A 13,757-nucleotide genomic window follows, 5' to 3' on the forward strand; every position below is an offset into this window, starting at 1 on the left:
CGTATGGAGTACCACGAGGCGGTGAACTTCCTTTTCGACCTCCGGCGGTTTCAGGTCAAGCCGGGGACTGAGTCGATTCAGCGGTTGCTCTCTCACCTCGGCGACCCCTACGAAGACGTGTCGTTCGTGCAGGTCGCGGGGTCGAACGGCAAAGGAAGCACCGCCCGGATGGTCGACGCGATGCTGCGCGAGTCGGGCGCGCACGTCGGCCTCTACACCTCGCCGCACTTCGACGACGTGCGGGAGCGAATCCGCGTCGACGGCCGGAAGATTCCGAAGTCCGCGCTGTCGGCGTTCGTGGCCGAAGCCAAGCCGTACCTCGTCGAGCGGGCCGCCGACGGCGAGCCGCTGACCTTCTTCGAGACCGTGACCGCGCTCGCGCTGTGGTACTTCGACCGCGCGGACGTGGACGTGGCGGTCCTCGAAGTCGGGATGGGCGGCGAACTCGACGCGACGAGCGCCGTCGACCCAATCGCCAGCGCCGTCACCAACGTCTCGCTCGAACACACCGCCGTCCTCGGCGACACCGTCGCGGAAATCGCGAAGACGAAAGCCGCCGTCGCGCCCGCCGACGCGCCGCTCGTGACCGGGACGACCGGCGAGGCGCTGTCGGTCATCCGCGAGGAGGTCGGCGACGTGTTGACCGTCGGCGACGCCGACTCAGACGCCGACGTTCGCGCCTCCTACGGCGGCCGCGTCAACCACCAGGAGGCCGCCGTCACCGTCGAGACCGACGCCGAGGCGCTCGACGTTCGAATCCCGCTTTTGGGCGCGTATCAGGCACGAAACGCCGGTATCGCCGTCTCGCTCGCCCGACAGGTCCGCCCGGACATCGGCGAAGAGGCGATTCACCGCGGCCTCCGAAACGCCCACTGGCCGGGTCGCTTCGAGGTCATGGGCACGGAGCCGACGGTCGTCCTCGACGGCGCGCACAACCCCGACGCCTGCGCGCAGGTCGCCACCGTCCTCGACGAGTTCGACTACAACGACCTCCACCTCGTCTACGGCGCGATGCACGACAAGGACCACGGCGAGATGGTCGGGGCGCTCCCGGAGGTCGCGTCCGTCGTCACCTGCAAGGCAGACATCTCGCGCGGCGAAGACCCCGAGATACTGTCGTCCGTTTTCGAGCGACTCGACGGCCCCGCAGTCGAGACCGGCGGCGCGGTCGCCTCGGCGCTCGAACAGGCGCGCGCCCGCGCCGACCCCGACGACTGCGTGCTCGTCGTCGGCTCGCTGTACGTCGTCGCCGAGGCGCGAACCACGTGGACGCGGGCGGTCGTCCCGAAGGCCCACCGCACTCTCGACGACGCCCGTCGGACCCTCGCCCGCGCGAACGTCGCCGACGCCGCCGACCGGTGCGAGCGCGCGAAGCGGGCGGTCAACCGAACGGTCCACACCCGCGTCCAGCGCCGACAGGCCCGGGTTCTCCGCGAGGAACTGCTGTCCGTCGGCGGCGACTGCGCCGTCTCGGGCCACGAGTTCGGCGGCGAACTCGTCGACGTGGTCCTGACCGGGACGCTCGACCAGTTCGAACGGCTGACGGCGAGCCTCGAAGACCGGCCGTACGCGCTCGCGGGGGTCGCCGAGGAGATTCGCGAGACGCTCGAGTTCGGTGCAGGCGGCGACGACACCGACGACTACCCGTGGGACGACGGCACAGCGGTCATGGGTATCCTGAACGTGACGCCGAACAGTTTCCACGACGGCGGGGAGTTCTACGACATCGACGACGCCGTCGAGCAGGCGCGGGCGATGGTCGACGCCGGCGTCGACATCATCGACGTGGGCGGCGAGAGCACCCGCCCCGGCGCTGACGAGGTCCCGGTCGACGAAGAGATTCGCCGCGTCGCGCCCGTCATCGAGGCGATTGCCGACCTCGACGTGCTCGTCTCCGTGGACACCCGCAAGGCGGCCGTCGGCGAGGCCGCCCTCGACGCCGGCGCGGACATCCTCAACGACGTGACCGGCCTCGAAGACCCCGAGATGCGCTTCCTCGCGGCCGAGCGCGACGCGCCGGTCATCGTGATGCACAGCATCGACGCGCCGGTCGACCCCGACCGCGAAGTCGACTACGACGACGTGGTCGAGGACGTTATCGACGAACTGACCGAACTGGTGTTGCTCGCCGAGAAGGCGGGCATCCCGCGGCGGAACATCATCGTCGACCCCGGTCTCGGCTTCGGGAAGTCGAAGGCCGAGAACTTCGAACTCCTCGGGCGCACCGACGAGTTCGCCGCGCTCGGCTGTCCGATTCTCGTCGGCCACTCCCACAAGTCGATGTTCTCGCTCGTCGGCGAGGAGCCCGGCGACAACCTCGCGGCGACCGTCGCGGGCACGGCCATCGCCGCCGACCGCGGGGCCGACATCGTCCGCGTCCACGACGTGCCGGAGAACGTCGCGGCCGTGAACGTCGCGCTCGCCTCGCGGGACCCGAGTCGGTTCGAAGACGGCTCCGAGCGCGAGGACTGAGAACCGACGCCCGGCGCGTCGGGGTGAAACCGATGTTTTTCTGCGCCGAGTGCCTACCCCCACCTCGTGTGCACACTCATCCTCGCGTGGCGGGTGTTCGAGGACGCGCCGGTCGTCGTCGCCGCCAACCGCGACGAGCAACTCGGCAGGCCCGCCGAACCGCCCCGGCGGTGGGAAAACGGCGACGGCCCGGCAGTCGTCGCTCCGCGGGACGCCGAGGCCGGCGGCACGTGGGTCGGCTACAACGACGCCGGCGTCTTCGTCGGCATCACCAACCGCTGGGTCGAGGTCGCGGGCGGCGGCGAGCGCTCCCGAGGCCACCTCGTCCGCGACGCGCTCCGCCGCGAGACCGCCGAAGACGCCGCCCGGTTCGTCGAGCGGGCGGTCGAGGACCACACCTACGACGGCTTCAACCTCGTCGTCGCCGACGAGAACGCCGCGCTGTTCCTCGAGTGGGACGGGAGCCTGTCGGTTCGGAACTTCGACCCGGGCGTCCGCGTCGTCGTCAACGTCGGCACGCCCGATTCGTGGTTCGTCCCCGAGCGGCGCCCCGAAGTAGGCGAGACGCAGGCCGACAACGCCCGGCGGCTGGAGGAGGCACTTCAGCCCGAGCCGAGCGAGTCGGTGACGGCGTGGCGCGAGCGGGCGAAGGCGGCGCTGGGCGACCACGACTTCGGCGTCTGCGTCCACGACCCGGAGGGTCGGTTCGGCACGCGCTCGTCGTCGGTCATCACGCTCGGCGAGGCGGAATTCGCGTACGAATTCGCCGACGGCCCGCCGTGTCAGACCGCCTTCGAACCGGTCGAACGTCAGGATTAAACCGCTCGCACGACGTGTACGTGGTATGAGCGCGAGCGAAGCCGAGCAAGACCTTTCTTCCGACGAGCACGCGGGACTGGAACTCATCCGCGAGTCGGGCGGCATCCACCAGAGCGACTTCTGGAAAGAACTCGACATCTCCTCCCGGAAGGGGAGCCGCATCGCCGAGGTGCTGGAGTCGCTCGGTCTCATCAAGCGGACCGAGACCGTCTACAACGGCCACACCACCTACTACCTCGAACCCGCCGCGCGCGACCTCGACTTCTCGATGCTGATGGCGGGCGACATGCTCTCGCCGCTCATCGGTGAAGAGGAGATTAACGCCAACAGCAACGCCTTCTCGCAGTGGCTCATGAACCTCGCCTACGAGGAGTACTGAGCCGCCCGCAGTCTCTCTGTGGCTCGATAGACGACCGCTTTCCCGATTCTGTTTCGGTTTTTGTTTTTCCCGTTCCCGCCTCGGTTTCCGGCCGCGAGCGACGCGACCGCTCCCCGTCACGTCCGAGACGACGGCGCGGTCGCTCGCCGGGCGGGGGTCGGAGAAGAACGCGCGAGAAGGGAAACCGCGGGACGCGGCTTACTCTTCGGACTGTTCGTCGTCCTCGGTCGCCAACAGGTCGTTGGCTTCGAGGTAGCTCTCGATTTCGTCGTTAGACAGTTCGACGAAGCGTTCGGTCTCCGCGGAGACAGTCGCCACGTCGACGCCGTCGGGCGCGGTGCCCTCCTCGCTGGTCGAGGCGATGGCTTCGAGCGCGAGTTCGATGCCCTCGTCGAGGGTCAGGTCCTCGCGGAAGTTCTCTTCGAGGTGCTCTTGGTGGTCGCCGCGGTCGGCCCCGATGGAGACGGCCTTCCACTCGTAGGGGGTCCCCGAGGGGTCCGTCTCGTAGAGGCGGGGCGTGCCGTTTTCGACGCCGCCGATGAGGAGCGCGACGCCGAACGGGCGCGCGCCACCGACCTGCGTGTACTGCTGGATGTGGTCGGTGACTTCCTTGGTCAGCGTCTCGATGCCGATGGGTTCGCCGTAGCGGAGGCGGTTGACCTGCGACTGGCGGCGGGCGAAGTCGATGAGCTGGCGGGCGTCGGCGACGTGGCCGGCGCTCGCGATGCCGATGTGGTCGTCCGCCTTGTGAATCTTCTCGACGCTCGTCGGTTCCATCAGCGGCGAGCGAGAGCGCTTGTCCGCCGCGAGGACGACGCCCTCGGGCGTTCGCACGCCGATGCTCGCGGTGCCGCGCTTGACGGCCTCACGAGCGTATTCGACCTGATAGAGTCGACCATCCGGCGAGAAGATCGTAATCCCGCGGTCGTACGCCTGTTGTTGCGCTTGTCCCTGCATGGAATATCACTCGAAATCGAGTTGCGTCGCGCCCGTGAACCCGTCCGAGCCGCCGACGTCCAAGAGTGAGTCGCGGACGACAGCGGTTCGGGATTCGTTCTCGAACACGACGGTTCTCTCCTCAGAAATTCCGGCCCGGCCGTGTAAATACCTTTCCGAACAGGCACGCACTGTCCCTGAGACGCCTCGCACTCTCACCCCGACGGGGTCGCCGCCGACGGCGTCGATGCAGGCGAGCGCGGCCCGGGCGTCTTCGACGTGACCGCGCCGGGCGCGGACGATGGTCTCGGCGATGCCGTCGGCGTAGTCGAACCCGAGGACGGTCAGGTCGGCGTCGGCGCTCCCGGCGTCGCCGTAGAGGTTCTGGGCGGCGTACCAGAGTTCGCGCTGGAACGGCCCGCGGGCGAGGTCGGCGTCGGGCCACGTCTCGATTTCGACGGCGAGGTAGCGTCGTCGCGGCCGGAGGTGTTTGGGCAGGTGTTTCATCGGCTCAGCTCACTCGTCGGGGTTCGGCGCTCGCTCGGCGACGAGGACGCCCACCTGCTCGTGGACGGACTCGACGGCCGTGAGGACGAACCCGGCGTCCGTGAGCGCGTCGGCGAGGAAGCCGACGGTCGCGGGGTCGTCCACCTCGGGCGAGTAGAACGGCTCGTCGGGGTCGGGCGTCCCGAAGAACATCACGTCGCCGAGGACGAACCGGCGCGGTTCGAGGTCGGCGATGACGCCGATGGCCTCGCGTTTCTCCTCGTCGGAGAGGTGGTGCATGGCGAAGTTCGTGACCACGATGTCCACCTGCTCGTCGTCGTCCACGTTCGGTTCGCGGAACCGGCCTTCGCCGAACTCGACGTTCTCGATGCCGACTTCGGCGGCCTTGGTGCGGGCCTGTTCGAGCATCCCCTCGCTGATGTCGCGGCCGATGACGCGCTTCGCGTCGGGCGCGAGCGCGAGGGCGATAGCGCCCGTGCCGGTGCCGAGGTCGAGGACCACGTCCTCGGGGGAGGGGTCGGCGTAGTGGACGACGAGCGAGACGCACGCGCGGTACTCATCGCTGTCTTGCGAATCGTCGTACTCCGCGGCGATGTGGGAAAAGCGGGCGGCGTGTTCCTCAATCGTCTTCTTCATACCGTCCCCGTTTGACGCCGGGGGCTATGAACGACTCGGACATGCGCTCGCGGTTGCGCGCCGCGAGGCGGCCCCACTCGCGGAGGCCGTCGAGTACCTGCTCGCGGTCGAAGCCGATGACCTCGCCGAGTCCCGCCAGCTCGCGGGGGCTCCGCAGTTGGAGGTGCGACGACGGGGTCGCGGAGACGACGTAGGGGGCGTCGTAGTACTCGACGAGTTCGCGGAGCTTCCGAAGGGCCGAGATGGCCTGCACGCGGGTCCCACCGTCGCTTCGGAGCACCGGCCCGAAGTCGAACTCGACGCGGACGCCGTTGTCGCGGGCGGCCTTGGCGAGGACGTGGTTGAAGTTGCCGTTGCCCTCCATGGGGCGCGAGAGCACGTCCACTCGGGGCTGTTCGACGGCGAAACGGTTGAGCGCGTTCGTGCCGCCGCGGAGGATGAGTAGTTCGCGCTGCGGGCGGTAATTGCCGACCGCGCCGCTGGCGCGCTCCGGGTTCGACGCGTCGATTTCGACGGCGTCGACGAGGTCGACGTCGAGCGCCTCGCGGAGGCGGTCGTAGTCGGGGCTGGCGTCGAGCGCGCGGACGACGACGCCGTCGTAGTCGTACCGACCGGCGGCGACGGCGGCGCGACTGGCCGTGCTCTCGCCGTCGGGATGGGCGTAGACCGCCTCGTACATACGCCGACACAAGAACGGGTGGGAAAAGGGCGTTGCGTTCCGGGGCGGCGGGATGGACGGGGTGGGCGGCCGAGAGCCCGAGTGTCAGAAGCGGGCGTACGCGACGAGCGACGCGAGGAGGAGCGCGGCGATGCCCGCGCCGACACCGAATCCGGGCACCTCGAACCCGGACCGCGAATCGGGCGTTTCGGTCGTCGTCGTCGACGGTTGCTGCGTTTCGGTCGTCGTCTCGGCGTCTTCGACGTCGGGGGTGAGCGTCGAGTTCGCGGGCATGTCGTACGTCACGAGCGTCGCGTTTTCTTGGTAGATTGGCTGCTGATTGCGGCGAATCGAGACTCGGACCGGACCGCCGCGGAGTTGGGCCAACTCGGAGAGGTCGAACGTCACGTCGAACGTGCCGTTTTCGCCGACGCGGACGACCTTCGAGATGAGGAACGAGTGGGTGTCACCGACGGACTGCACGCGGACGCCGATGAGCGTCCCGGGTTCGAAGGGGGTCGACCCGTGGATGTGCTCGCCATCGGCCGCGTCGAGTGTGAGTCCCTCGCCGGAGTGGTCGATAACGGTGCCGTCGGCGGCGGCTCCCGGAAGCGAGAGCGCGACCACGACGAGGAGGGCGACGACGAGGTGGGGAGGGCGCATCGTCCGAAACGTATCGTTCGGACAACAAGTACGTTTTGATTAGTCGACATTTAGGCGACGAGCGCGGCGACCGCGGCGCGGAGCGCGGCGGCCGCGGTTCGCACGTCGTCGGTGCGCACGTACTCCCTGTCGGCATGCGCGACTGCGCCCTCGTCGTCCGCGAGGTCGCCGGGACCGAAGACGACGACGGGCGCGGGCGAGAAGTAGGAGGCTTCGGTCGCGGCCGTAAAGGGCCGAACGTCCGCCCGGCCGCCGGCGTCTCGGGAGGCGTCGGCGACCGTCGTCACGAGTTCGTGGTCGGGGTCGGTCGCGAACGCTTCGAGGAACGGCGTCGGGCGCTCCGTGAGCGCGAAGTCGACGCCGACGTCGTCGGGGACGACGGCCCGAAGCGTCGATTGGAGTTCCTCGCGGAAGCCGTCGGCCGTCTCCGGCGGGACGCTCCGGCGGTCGACCACGAGTCGGCAGTCGGCGGGCACCTGATTCGAGTTCGCCCCGCCGTCGACCATCGTCGGCGTCAGCGTCGCCGGACCGAGGTCGGGGTGCACCTCCCGGTCGTCGTCGAACGACCGGAGGGCGTCGAGGACCGGCGCGAGCGCGTCCACGGCGTTGCTCCCGGATTGCGGTTCGGCCGCGTGCGCGGCGACGCCCGACAGCGACACCGTTCCCTCGAACCGACCCTTCGCGGCCGTACAGACGTCGAGGCCGGTCGGCTCGCCGACGATGTACATGTCGCCATCTACGTCGAGGGCGGCCGCGCCCGTCGAGAGGAGTTCCTCGTCGGGCGTGATTGCCAGCGTCACTCGGGCGTCGGGGCCGGGGTCGGCGGCGAAGAACGCCGAGAGAAGCGCCGCGAGCGGCCCTTTCGCGTCGCAGGAGCCGCGGCCGCGGATGACGCCCTCGTCGCGTTCGTACGGGACGTGCGGCGAGACGGTGTCGATGTGCGTGTTGAGGACGAGGTGCGTCGTCGGCTCCGTCGCTCCCTTCGAGGCGACGGTGTTGCCGGCGTCGTCCACGGTCGGGTCGGCACCCTCGGCTTCGAGCGTCTCGACCAGCAGGTCGCGCATCTCGCCCACGTCGTCGTTCGACGCGACGGGGACGGCCCGTTCGAGGAACGCCACGGGGTCGAACCCGTCGGCGTCGCCGCTCATCGCTCGCGGAAGACGATGTCGGCTTCGCCGTCGCCCTCGTAGACGGCCGGGCCGCCGAGGAGCGCCGCCCCCCCGTCGGGGACGGTCACGGAGAGCGCGCCGCCCGGCGGGGTGACGGTTACGGGGTCGTCGCCGGAGACGTGACCGAGTCGCTTCGCGGCGGCGACGACGGCGACCGCGCCGGTGCCGCAGGACTGCGTCTCGCCTTCGACGCCGCGCTCGAAGGTGCGCTGGCGGAAGCCGCCCTCGCCGTCGGGGGAGGCGAGCGTGACGTTCGCGCCCTCCGGGAAGACCGACGCGTGGCGGACCGCCGGCGCGACGGATTCGAGGTCCACGGCGTCCACGTCGTCGACGAAGGCGACGGCGTGGGGGACGCCCGTGTTGACGGCCGTGACGGTCAGGCCCTCGACGTCGGTCTCGACGAGTTCGTCGTCGGCCGCGAGCGGCACGTCGCGGGGCGAAAAGGAGGGCTCTCCCATCTCGACGGTCACGTCGGTGCCGTCGAGGCTCGCGCGGCGGGTGCCGGCGGGCGTGTCTATCATGACTTCGTCCGTGCCGGTTCGCTCGGCGGCCCACGCGGCCGCGACGCGAGCGCCGTTACCGCACATGGCGGCGACCGAGCCGTCAGGCTGGACGAGGGTCATGACGACCCGCGGCGGGTCGTAGCGCGATTCGAGCGCGAGGAACAGGACGCCGTCTGCGCCGCGTCGCTCGCTCTCGCTCATGGTGATTCCGGCCTCGCGGTCGCAGTGGGTGCGGGCGAAGGCGGGGCGGTCCGGGACCGGGTCGTCGGCGTCGACGACGAAGAAGTCGTTTCCAGTGCCGTGGAACTTTTCGAAGGGAACGGTGTTGAGTACGCTCATGGTTCTGTGTGGGTGCTTGGTCAGTTGGGGATGTGCTCGGATGCGGTTCGTTCGAGTGCGGTGACGTCGTCGAGGGTCTCGCGCCGGCGGGCCAGTCGGGGGCCGTCGGCGTCGAGGACGACTTCCGGGGGGCGCGGTCGAGAGTTGTAGGTGCTCGCCATCTCGTAGCCGTACGCCCCCGCGTTGCCGAGCGCGAGACAGTCGCCGCGCTCGGGTTCGGGGAGTTCGCGGCCGTCGGCGAACACGTCGCTCGTCTCGCAGACGGGGCCCGCGACGATGGTCGAAACCGGGTCGGCGTCGGGCCGAGAGAGATTCGAAATCGCGTGGTACGCGTCGTACATCGCCGGTCGGAGCAGAGTCGTCATGCCGGCGTCGATGCCGACGACGGTCGTCTCGGGGACCTCCTTCACGGTGTTGACCCGCGAGAGGAGCACGCCGGCGTCGGCGACGACGTAGCGGCCGGGTTCGATTGCGAGTTGTGCGTCCACCTCGCCGAGCGCCTCGCGGGTCGCGTCGGCGACGGCGTCGAGGTCGAGCGGCGGTTCGTCCTCGCGGTACGGGACGCCGAAGCCGCCGCCCACGTCGACGAATTCGAGGTCGCCGACCTCGCGGGCGAGGTCGCCCATCCGGCGGACCAACTCGCGGTGCGCCGAGAGGTCGTCGCCGGAGATACCGCTTCCCGCGTGGGCGTGGATGCCGACGAGGTCGAACTCGTCGCGCACGTCGGCGGCGAGGTCGGGGACGCGGTCGATGGGGATGCCGAACTTCGCGTGCCCGCCGGTCGTGACCTTCTCGTGGTGGCCCGCACCGACGCCGGGGTTCGCCCGGAGGCAGAGCCGACCGTCGAAGCCGCGCTCGCGCAGGCGGTCGATAGTGTCCGCCGCGCCGACGGTGACGGTCATCTCGGGGTTCGACTCCCAGCGCGAGACGACGTGGTCGAGGTCGGCGTCCGGCGGGTTGACCGCCGTGTACCGGACGCGCTCGCCGGGGAAGCCGGCGTCGAGGGCGCGCTCGACTTCGCCGGCAGAGGCGCACTCGGCGTCGACGCCGGCCTCGCGGACGGTTTCGAGCACCGCCCGGCCGGCATGGGCCTTGACGGCGTAGCTGACGTGCGCTTCGGGGAACGCCTCGCGGAGTCGGACGCAGTTCTCGCGGACGCGACGGAGGTCGGTCACGTACAGCGGCGAGCCGAACTCGTCGGCGAGCGACAGCAGGTGCTCGCGGTCCCAGTCCGAGAGCCGCCGGACGGCCGGCCCGCCGCCGCTCATTCGCGCAGCGCCTCCTCCCGACGGGTGGCGTCGAGGGTGTCGTCCTCGATGTCGAGGGCGACGACCGCGGGCTTGTACGCGCCGCCGGCAAAGAGGTCGTGGTCGCCGAGCGACGACTCCACGAAGCGCGTGAAGGCGCGGCGGTTCGCGGGCAGGTGGCCGTAGTAAATCTCCTCGTCCACGAGGTCGTAGACGGGGATGCGGGGCGTGAGAAGGGTGTTCTCGCCGACGATGGAGTTCTCGCCGACGACGAAGCCGGAGGTGACGCGACAGCCCGCGCCGAGCGCCGCGCCGTCTTCGACGACGACTGGCGCATCTTCGACGGGTTCGAGCACGCCGCCGATGAGCGTGTTCGCGCCGAGCTTGACGTTCGCGCCGATTTGCGCGCAGGAGCCGACGGTGTCACAGGAGTCCACGAGCGTGCCGTCGCCGACGTACGCGCCGACGTTCACGAACGAGGGGCTCATCATGATGCAGTCGGAGCCGAGGTACGCGCCGCGGCGGATGGCGGTTCCGTCGGGAGTGTTGCGCGTGCCGCGCTCCCCGAGGTCCTCGGTGTCGCGCAGGGGGAGCACGTCGTGGTAGCGGACGTCGCCGTACTCGCGGGCGAGCGTCTCGCGCAGGCCGAAGTTGAGCAGGATGCCCCGCTTGACCCACTCGTTGGCCTCCCACGAGGTCACGTCGGAGCCGGTCTTCTCGGCGGCGCGCACCTCGCCCGCCTCGAGGGCGTCGAGGAACGCGTCGAGCGTGTCGAGTTCGTCGACGGTCGCCGACGCGGCGTCTACGTCGCCGTCGTCGTATCGCTGCCACAGGTCTCGTACGTCGGATTCCAGATTCATTCGAGTACCTCGGTGAAGTCGTACCACCCGGCGTCGCGGTCGGCGAGCCACGCCGCGGCGTCGAGTGCGCCAGCGGCGAAGACCCCCCGCGACCCCGCGCGGTGCGTGAGTGAAAGAGACTCGTGATTTCCAGCCAGTAATACCTCGTGCTCACCGGCAATATCCCCCGCCCGGCGAGCGTGGACGCCGACTTCGCCCTCAGACCGGGGCGCTTCGCCCTCACGGCCGTGAACGCGCTCGGAGTCGCCACGCACGTCGTCGATGTCGTCGAGGATGGTCAGCGCCGTCCCGCTCGGGGCGTCGCGCTTGGCGTTGTGGTGCGTCTCCGTGAGTTCGATGTCGTAGCCGTCGAGGGCCGGGACCGCCTCGCGGACGGCCCGGCGGAGCGCCGCGATGCCGCGCGAGAAGTTCGAGGCGTACAGCACCGGAGCCTCGGACGCGGCCTCGCGGAGCGCGTCGAAACCGCCCTCACTCAGGCCGGTCGTGCCGGTGACGAAGGCGACGCCCGCCTCCGCGCAGGCCGACGCGTACTCGATGCAGGACGCCGGGCCGGTGAAGTCGACCACGGCGTCGGGGTCGTGCGAGGCGAGCAGGTCGGCGAAGTCGGCCGCGTCTTCGACGGCGACGCCTTCGACCTCGTCGCCGGGCGAGCGGCTGACCGCGAAGGCGACGGACAGGTCGTCGCGGTCGGCGGCCGCGGCGAGGACTTCCCCGCCCATGCGGCCGGTCGCGCCGGTGACGCCGATGGAGACCGTCACTCGGCAGCACCCCCGTCCGGAATCGCCTGTTCGGCTTCGAGGTCGGACAGCAGGCGACGCAGTTCCTCGGTGTTCTCCTCGGTGAGGCGGGTGAGCGGCGGACGCAGGCGCGCCGGGCCGTAGCCCCGAATCTCCATGGCCTCCTTGACCGGGATGGGGTTCGTCTCGGAGAACAGGTGTCGGTTCAGCGGGGCGAGGTCGTGGTGGATGTCGCGGGCGCGCTCGTAGTCGCCCTGCAGGGCGGAGTGCACCATCGCGCCGACGCGCGCGGGTTCGACGTTCGCCGTGACCGAGATGGCCCCGACGCCGCCGACCGAGAGAATCGGGAGCGTGAGCGCGTCGTCGCCCGACAGCACCGCGAACTCCTCGTCGCGGGTTCGCTCGACGACCTCAGAAATCTGTCCGAGGTCGCCGCTGGCGGCCTTGTACGCGGTGATGTTCGGGTGCTCGGCGAGCGTCGCGGCCGTCTCGGGCAGGATGTTGCTCCCGGTGCGGCCGGGGACGTTGTAGACGATTTGCGGCAGGTCGATTTCGTCGGCGATGGTCCGGTAGTGCTCGACGAGACCGCTCTGCTCGGGCTTGTTGTAGTACGGCGAGATGAGAAGCAGCGCGTCGGCCCCGGCGTCGGCGGAGCGCCGGGAGAGTTCGAGCGCCTCGCGGGTCGAGTTCGAACCGGAGCCGGCGATGACGGGCACGTCCTCGACGGCCTCGACGGCCGCCTCGACGACCTCGACGTGTTCGTCGTGCGAGAGCGTCGCGGACTCGCCGGTCGAACCGACGGGCACGATGCCGTCGACGCCGGCTTCTTCGAGGCGTCGCACGTCGGCTTGGAACTGTTCGAAGTCGATACTGCCGTCCTCGTGGAACGGCGTGGTCATCGCGGGATAGACGCCGCGGAAGTCGAGTGATGTCATGTGTCGTTGGTGGGTGTGGTAACGGTCGTGGGAGCGTCGATATCGGTCGTGTGACCGGGATGTGCGTCAGCCGAAGGCCGCCCGAGACGGGGTCGCTACTCCCGCAACGAGCGATTCAGTACGCACGTTTTTTCGAAAAGAAAGCGGCACGCGACGCTGTCGAGGGTGTGGTGACCTGCGAGAGCCGCGTCGCGTCGTTCACACCGGATGCAGGTGCTGGAAGCGTAATATAACTTGCGTCGTCTGCAGGACCTGCCGGACCCGACGGGCGGGCTGAGGCACGATTCGCGGCGCTCTCCGTCCGGTTCCCGGCCGCGACGGTGGACGCCCGTCCGCCGCACCCCCCGTCTCCCCGGACGGTTATTAGCCCGCGCCGCCCAAGCGTCGTACGAATGACCGAGATTCACCCCGACCAACGCGTCGCCATCCTCGCCGACGCGCAGAACCTCTACCATACGGCACAGAGCCTGTACTCGCGGAACATCGACTACTCGTCGCTCCTCCAGAAAGGGACGGCAGGGCGCGCGCTCACCCGCGCCATCGCCTACGTCATCCGGGCGGATTCGCCCGACGAGGTGAGCTTTTTCGATGCACTCGTCGACATCGGTTTCGAGACGAAAATCAAGGACATCAAGACGTTCGGCGACGGGTCGAAGAAGGCCGACTGGGACCTCGGTATCGCGCTCGACGCGGTCAGCCTCGCCGACCACGTCGACACGGTCGTCCTCTGTTCGGGCGACGGCGACTTCGAGCGGCTCTGTACCCACCTCCGCCACGAGGGCGTCCGCGTCGAGGTGATGGCGTTCAAGGAGTCCACCGCCGAGGAACTCGTCGAGGCGGCGGACACGTTCATCGACCTCTCCGAGCGAAAAGAGACGTTCCTGCTGTAATCTCCGC

Annotated in this window: 15 protein-coding genes; 4 read left to right on the forward strand and 11 right to left on the reverse strand. The window is 69.7% G+C overall.

The genetic code is table 11. From position 1 onward, the window contains the following. Window positions 1-3 precede the first annotated feature (3 nt). From folP to AUR65_RS12445, 3 genes are all read left to right on the forward strand, one after another. Window positions 4-2,472: a dihydropteroate synthase gene (gene folP, locus AUR65_RS12435; RefSeq protein WP_058567169.1), complete on the forward strand. Its 2,469-nt coding sequence runs from the start codon at window positions 4-6 to the stop codon at window positions 2,470-2,472. A 66-nt stretch (window positions 2,473-2,538) separates the two neighbouring features. Beyond that, a complete protein-coding gene (locus tag AUR65_RS12440) occupies window positions 2,539-3,291 on the forward strand; it encodes an NRDE family protein (protein ID WP_058567170.1) in 753 nt (250 codons plus the stop codon). Window positions 3,292-3,316: 25 nt separating this feature from the next. Further along, on the forward strand, window positions 3,317-3,670 hold the full coding sequence (locus AUR65_RS12445; protein ID WP_058567171.1) for a helix-turn-helix transcriptional regulator: 354 nt from the start codon (window positions 3,317-3,319) through the stop codon (window positions 3,668-3,670). A gap of 198 nt (window positions 3,671-3,868) precedes the next feature. Here AUR65_RS12445 and psmA read toward each other — a convergent pair whose 3' ends face one another. The 11 genes from psmA to dapA all read right to left on the reverse strand — a co-directional run bounded on the left by psmA (window position 3,869) and on the right by dapA (window position 12,860). Next, on the reverse strand, window positions 3,869-4,627 hold the full coding sequence (gene psmA, locus AUR65_RS12450; protein ID WP_058567172.1) for an archaeal proteasome endopeptidase complex subunit alpha: 759 nt from the start codon (window positions 4,625-4,627) through the stop codon (window positions 3,869-3,871). Window positions 4,628-4,633: 6 nt separating this feature from the next. Beyond that, entirely contained in the window at window positions 4,634-5,113 is a 480-nt protein-coding gene (locus tag AUR65_RS12455; protein WP_058567173.1) for an Rpp14/Pop5 family protein, read from the reverse strand. Between the two features lie 9 nt (window positions 5,114-5,122). After that, entirely contained in the window at window positions 5,123-5,749 is a 627-nt protein-coding gene (locus AUR65_RS12460; protein WP_058567174.1) for a class I SAM-dependent methyltransferase, read from the reverse strand. Further along, the gene (locus AUR65_RS12465) at window positions 5,733-6,428 is read right to left on the reverse strand and encodes an RNase P subunit p30 family protein (RefSeq protein ID WP_058567175.1); all 696 of its coding nucleotides are present in this window, start codon (window positions 6,426-6,428) and stop codon (window positions 5,733-5,735) included. The genes AUR65_RS12460 and AUR65_RS12465 overlap by 17 nt, the downstream gene beginning before the upstream one ends. An 84-nt stretch (window positions 6,429-6,512) precedes the next feature. Then, window positions 6,513-7,070, reverse strand: coding sequence for a BGTF surface domain-containing protein (locus AUR65_RS12470; protein WP_058567176.1), 558 nt, complete (start codon window positions 7,068-7,070; stop codon window positions 6,513-6,515). Window positions 7,071-7,120: 50 nt separating this feature from the next. Beyond that, window positions 7,121-8,218 (reverse strand): M20 family metallopeptidase, encoded by a 1,098-nt coding sequence (locus AUR65_RS12475; protein ID WP_058567177.1) that lies wholly within the window; start codon window positions 8,216-8,218, stop codon window positions 7,121-7,123. Beyond that, window positions 8,215-9,081, reverse strand: a complete 867-nt coding sequence (dapF, locus tag AUR65_RS12480; protein WP_058567178.1) for a diaminopimelate epimerase — start codon at window positions 9,079-9,081, stop codon at window positions 8,215-8,217. The genes AUR65_RS12475 and dapF overlap by 4 nt, the downstream gene beginning before the upstream one ends. Window positions 9,082-9,101: 20 nt before the next feature. Further along, on the reverse strand, window positions 9,102-10,349 hold the full coding sequence (gene lysA / locus AUR65_RS12485; RefSeq protein ID WP_058567179.1) for a diaminopimelate decarboxylase: 1,248 nt from the start codon (window positions 10,347-10,349) through the stop codon (window positions 9,102-9,104). Beyond that, window positions 10,346-11,188: a 2,3,4,5-tetrahydropyridine-2,6-dicarboxylate N-succinyltransferase gene (locus AUR65_RS12490; protein ID WP_058567180.1), complete on the reverse strand. Its 843-nt coding sequence runs from the start codon at window positions 11,186-11,188 to the stop codon at window positions 10,346-10,348. The genes lysA and AUR65_RS12490 overlap by 4 nt, the downstream gene beginning before the upstream one ends. Beyond that, window positions 11,185-11,946 carry a 4-hydroxy-tetrahydrodipicolinate reductase gene (gene dapB, locus AUR65_RS12495; RefSeq protein ID WP_058567181.1) on the reverse strand — a complete coding sequence of 254 codons (762 nt, stop codon included), beginning with the start codon at window positions 11,944-11,946 and terminating at the stop codon, window positions 11,185-11,187. Before dapB ends, AUR65_RS12490 begins: the two co-directional genes overlap by 4 nt. Continuing rightward, a complete protein-coding gene (dapA, locus tag AUR65_RS12500; protein ID WP_058567182.1) occupies window positions 11,943-12,860 on the reverse strand; it encodes a 4-hydroxy-tetrahydrodipicolinate synthase in 918 nt (305 codons plus the stop codon). The genes dapB and dapA overlap by 4 nt, the downstream gene beginning before the upstream one ends. Window positions 12,861-13,252: 392 nt before the next feature. On the opposite strand from dapA, the gene AUR65_RS12505 reads away from it, so the two are divergent. Beyond that, on the forward strand, window positions 13,253-13,750 hold the full coding sequence (locus tag AUR65_RS12505; RefSeq protein ID WP_058567183.1) for a LabA-like NYN domain-containing protein: 498 nt from the start codon (window positions 13,253-13,255) through the stop codon (window positions 13,748-13,750). Window positions 13,751-13,757: the final 7 nt, after the last annotated feature.

Origin of the sequence: Haloferax marisrubri (assembly GCF_001469875.2) — an archaeon.
GTDB lineage: Archaea > Halobacteriota > Halobacteria > Halobacteriales > Haloferacaceae > Haloferax > Haloferax marisrubri.

Excerpts from the sequence above, each read along its gene's own strand:
- AUR65_RS12455 (WP_058567173.1), bottom strand. The coding sequence starts at position 5,113 with ATGAAACACCTGCCCAAACACCTCCGGCCGCGACGACGCTACCTCGCC.
- dapF (WP_058567178.1), bottom strand. The coding sequence starts at position 9,081 with ATGAGCGTACTCAACACCGTTCCCTTCGAAAAGTTCCACGGCACTGGA.
- AUR65_RS12445 (WP_058567171.1), top strand. The coding sequence starts at position 3,317 with ATGAGCGCGAGCGAAGCCGAGCAAGACCTTTCTTCCGACGAGCACGCG.
- AUR65_RS12465 (WP_058567175.1), bottom strand. The coding sequence starts at position 6,428 with ATGTACGAGGCGGTCTACGCCCATCCCGACGGCGAGAGCACGGCCAGT.
- AUR65_RS12490 (WP_058567180.1), bottom strand. The coding sequence starts at position 11,188 with ATGAATCTGGAATCCGACGTACGAGACCTGTGGCAGCGATACGACGAC.
- AUR65_RS12475 (WP_058567177.1), bottom strand. The coding sequence starts at position 8,218 with ATGAGCGGCGACGCCGACGGGTTCGACCCCGTGGCGTTCCTCGAACGG.
- psmA (WP_058567172.1), bottom strand. The coding sequence starts at position 4,627 with ATGCAGGGACAAGCGCAACAACAGGCGTACGACCGCGGGATTACGATC.
- folP (WP_058567169.1), top strand. The coding sequence starts at position 4 with ATGGAGTACCACGAGGCGGTGAACTTCCTTTTCGACCTCCGGCGGTTT.
- AUR65_RS12460 (WP_058567174.1), bottom strand. The coding sequence starts at position 5,749 with ATGAAGAAGACGATTGAGGAACACGCCGCCCGCTTTTCCCACATCGCC.
- dapA (WP_058567182.1), bottom strand. The coding sequence starts at position 12,860 with ATGACATCACTCGACTTCCGCGGCGTCTATCCCGCGATGACCACGCCG.
- AUR65_RS12505 (WP_058567183.1), top strand. The coding sequence starts at position 13,253 with ATGACCGAGATTCACCCCGACCAACGCGTCGCCATCCTCGCCGACGCG.
- lysA (WP_058567179.1), bottom strand. The coding sequence starts at position 10,349 with ATGAGCGGCGGCGGGCCGGCCGTCCGGCGGCTCTCGGACTGGGACCGC.
- AUR65_RS12470 (WP_058567176.1), bottom strand. The coding sequence starts at position 7,070 with ATGCGCCCTCCCCACCTCGTCGTCGCCCTCCTCGTCGTGGTCGCGCTC.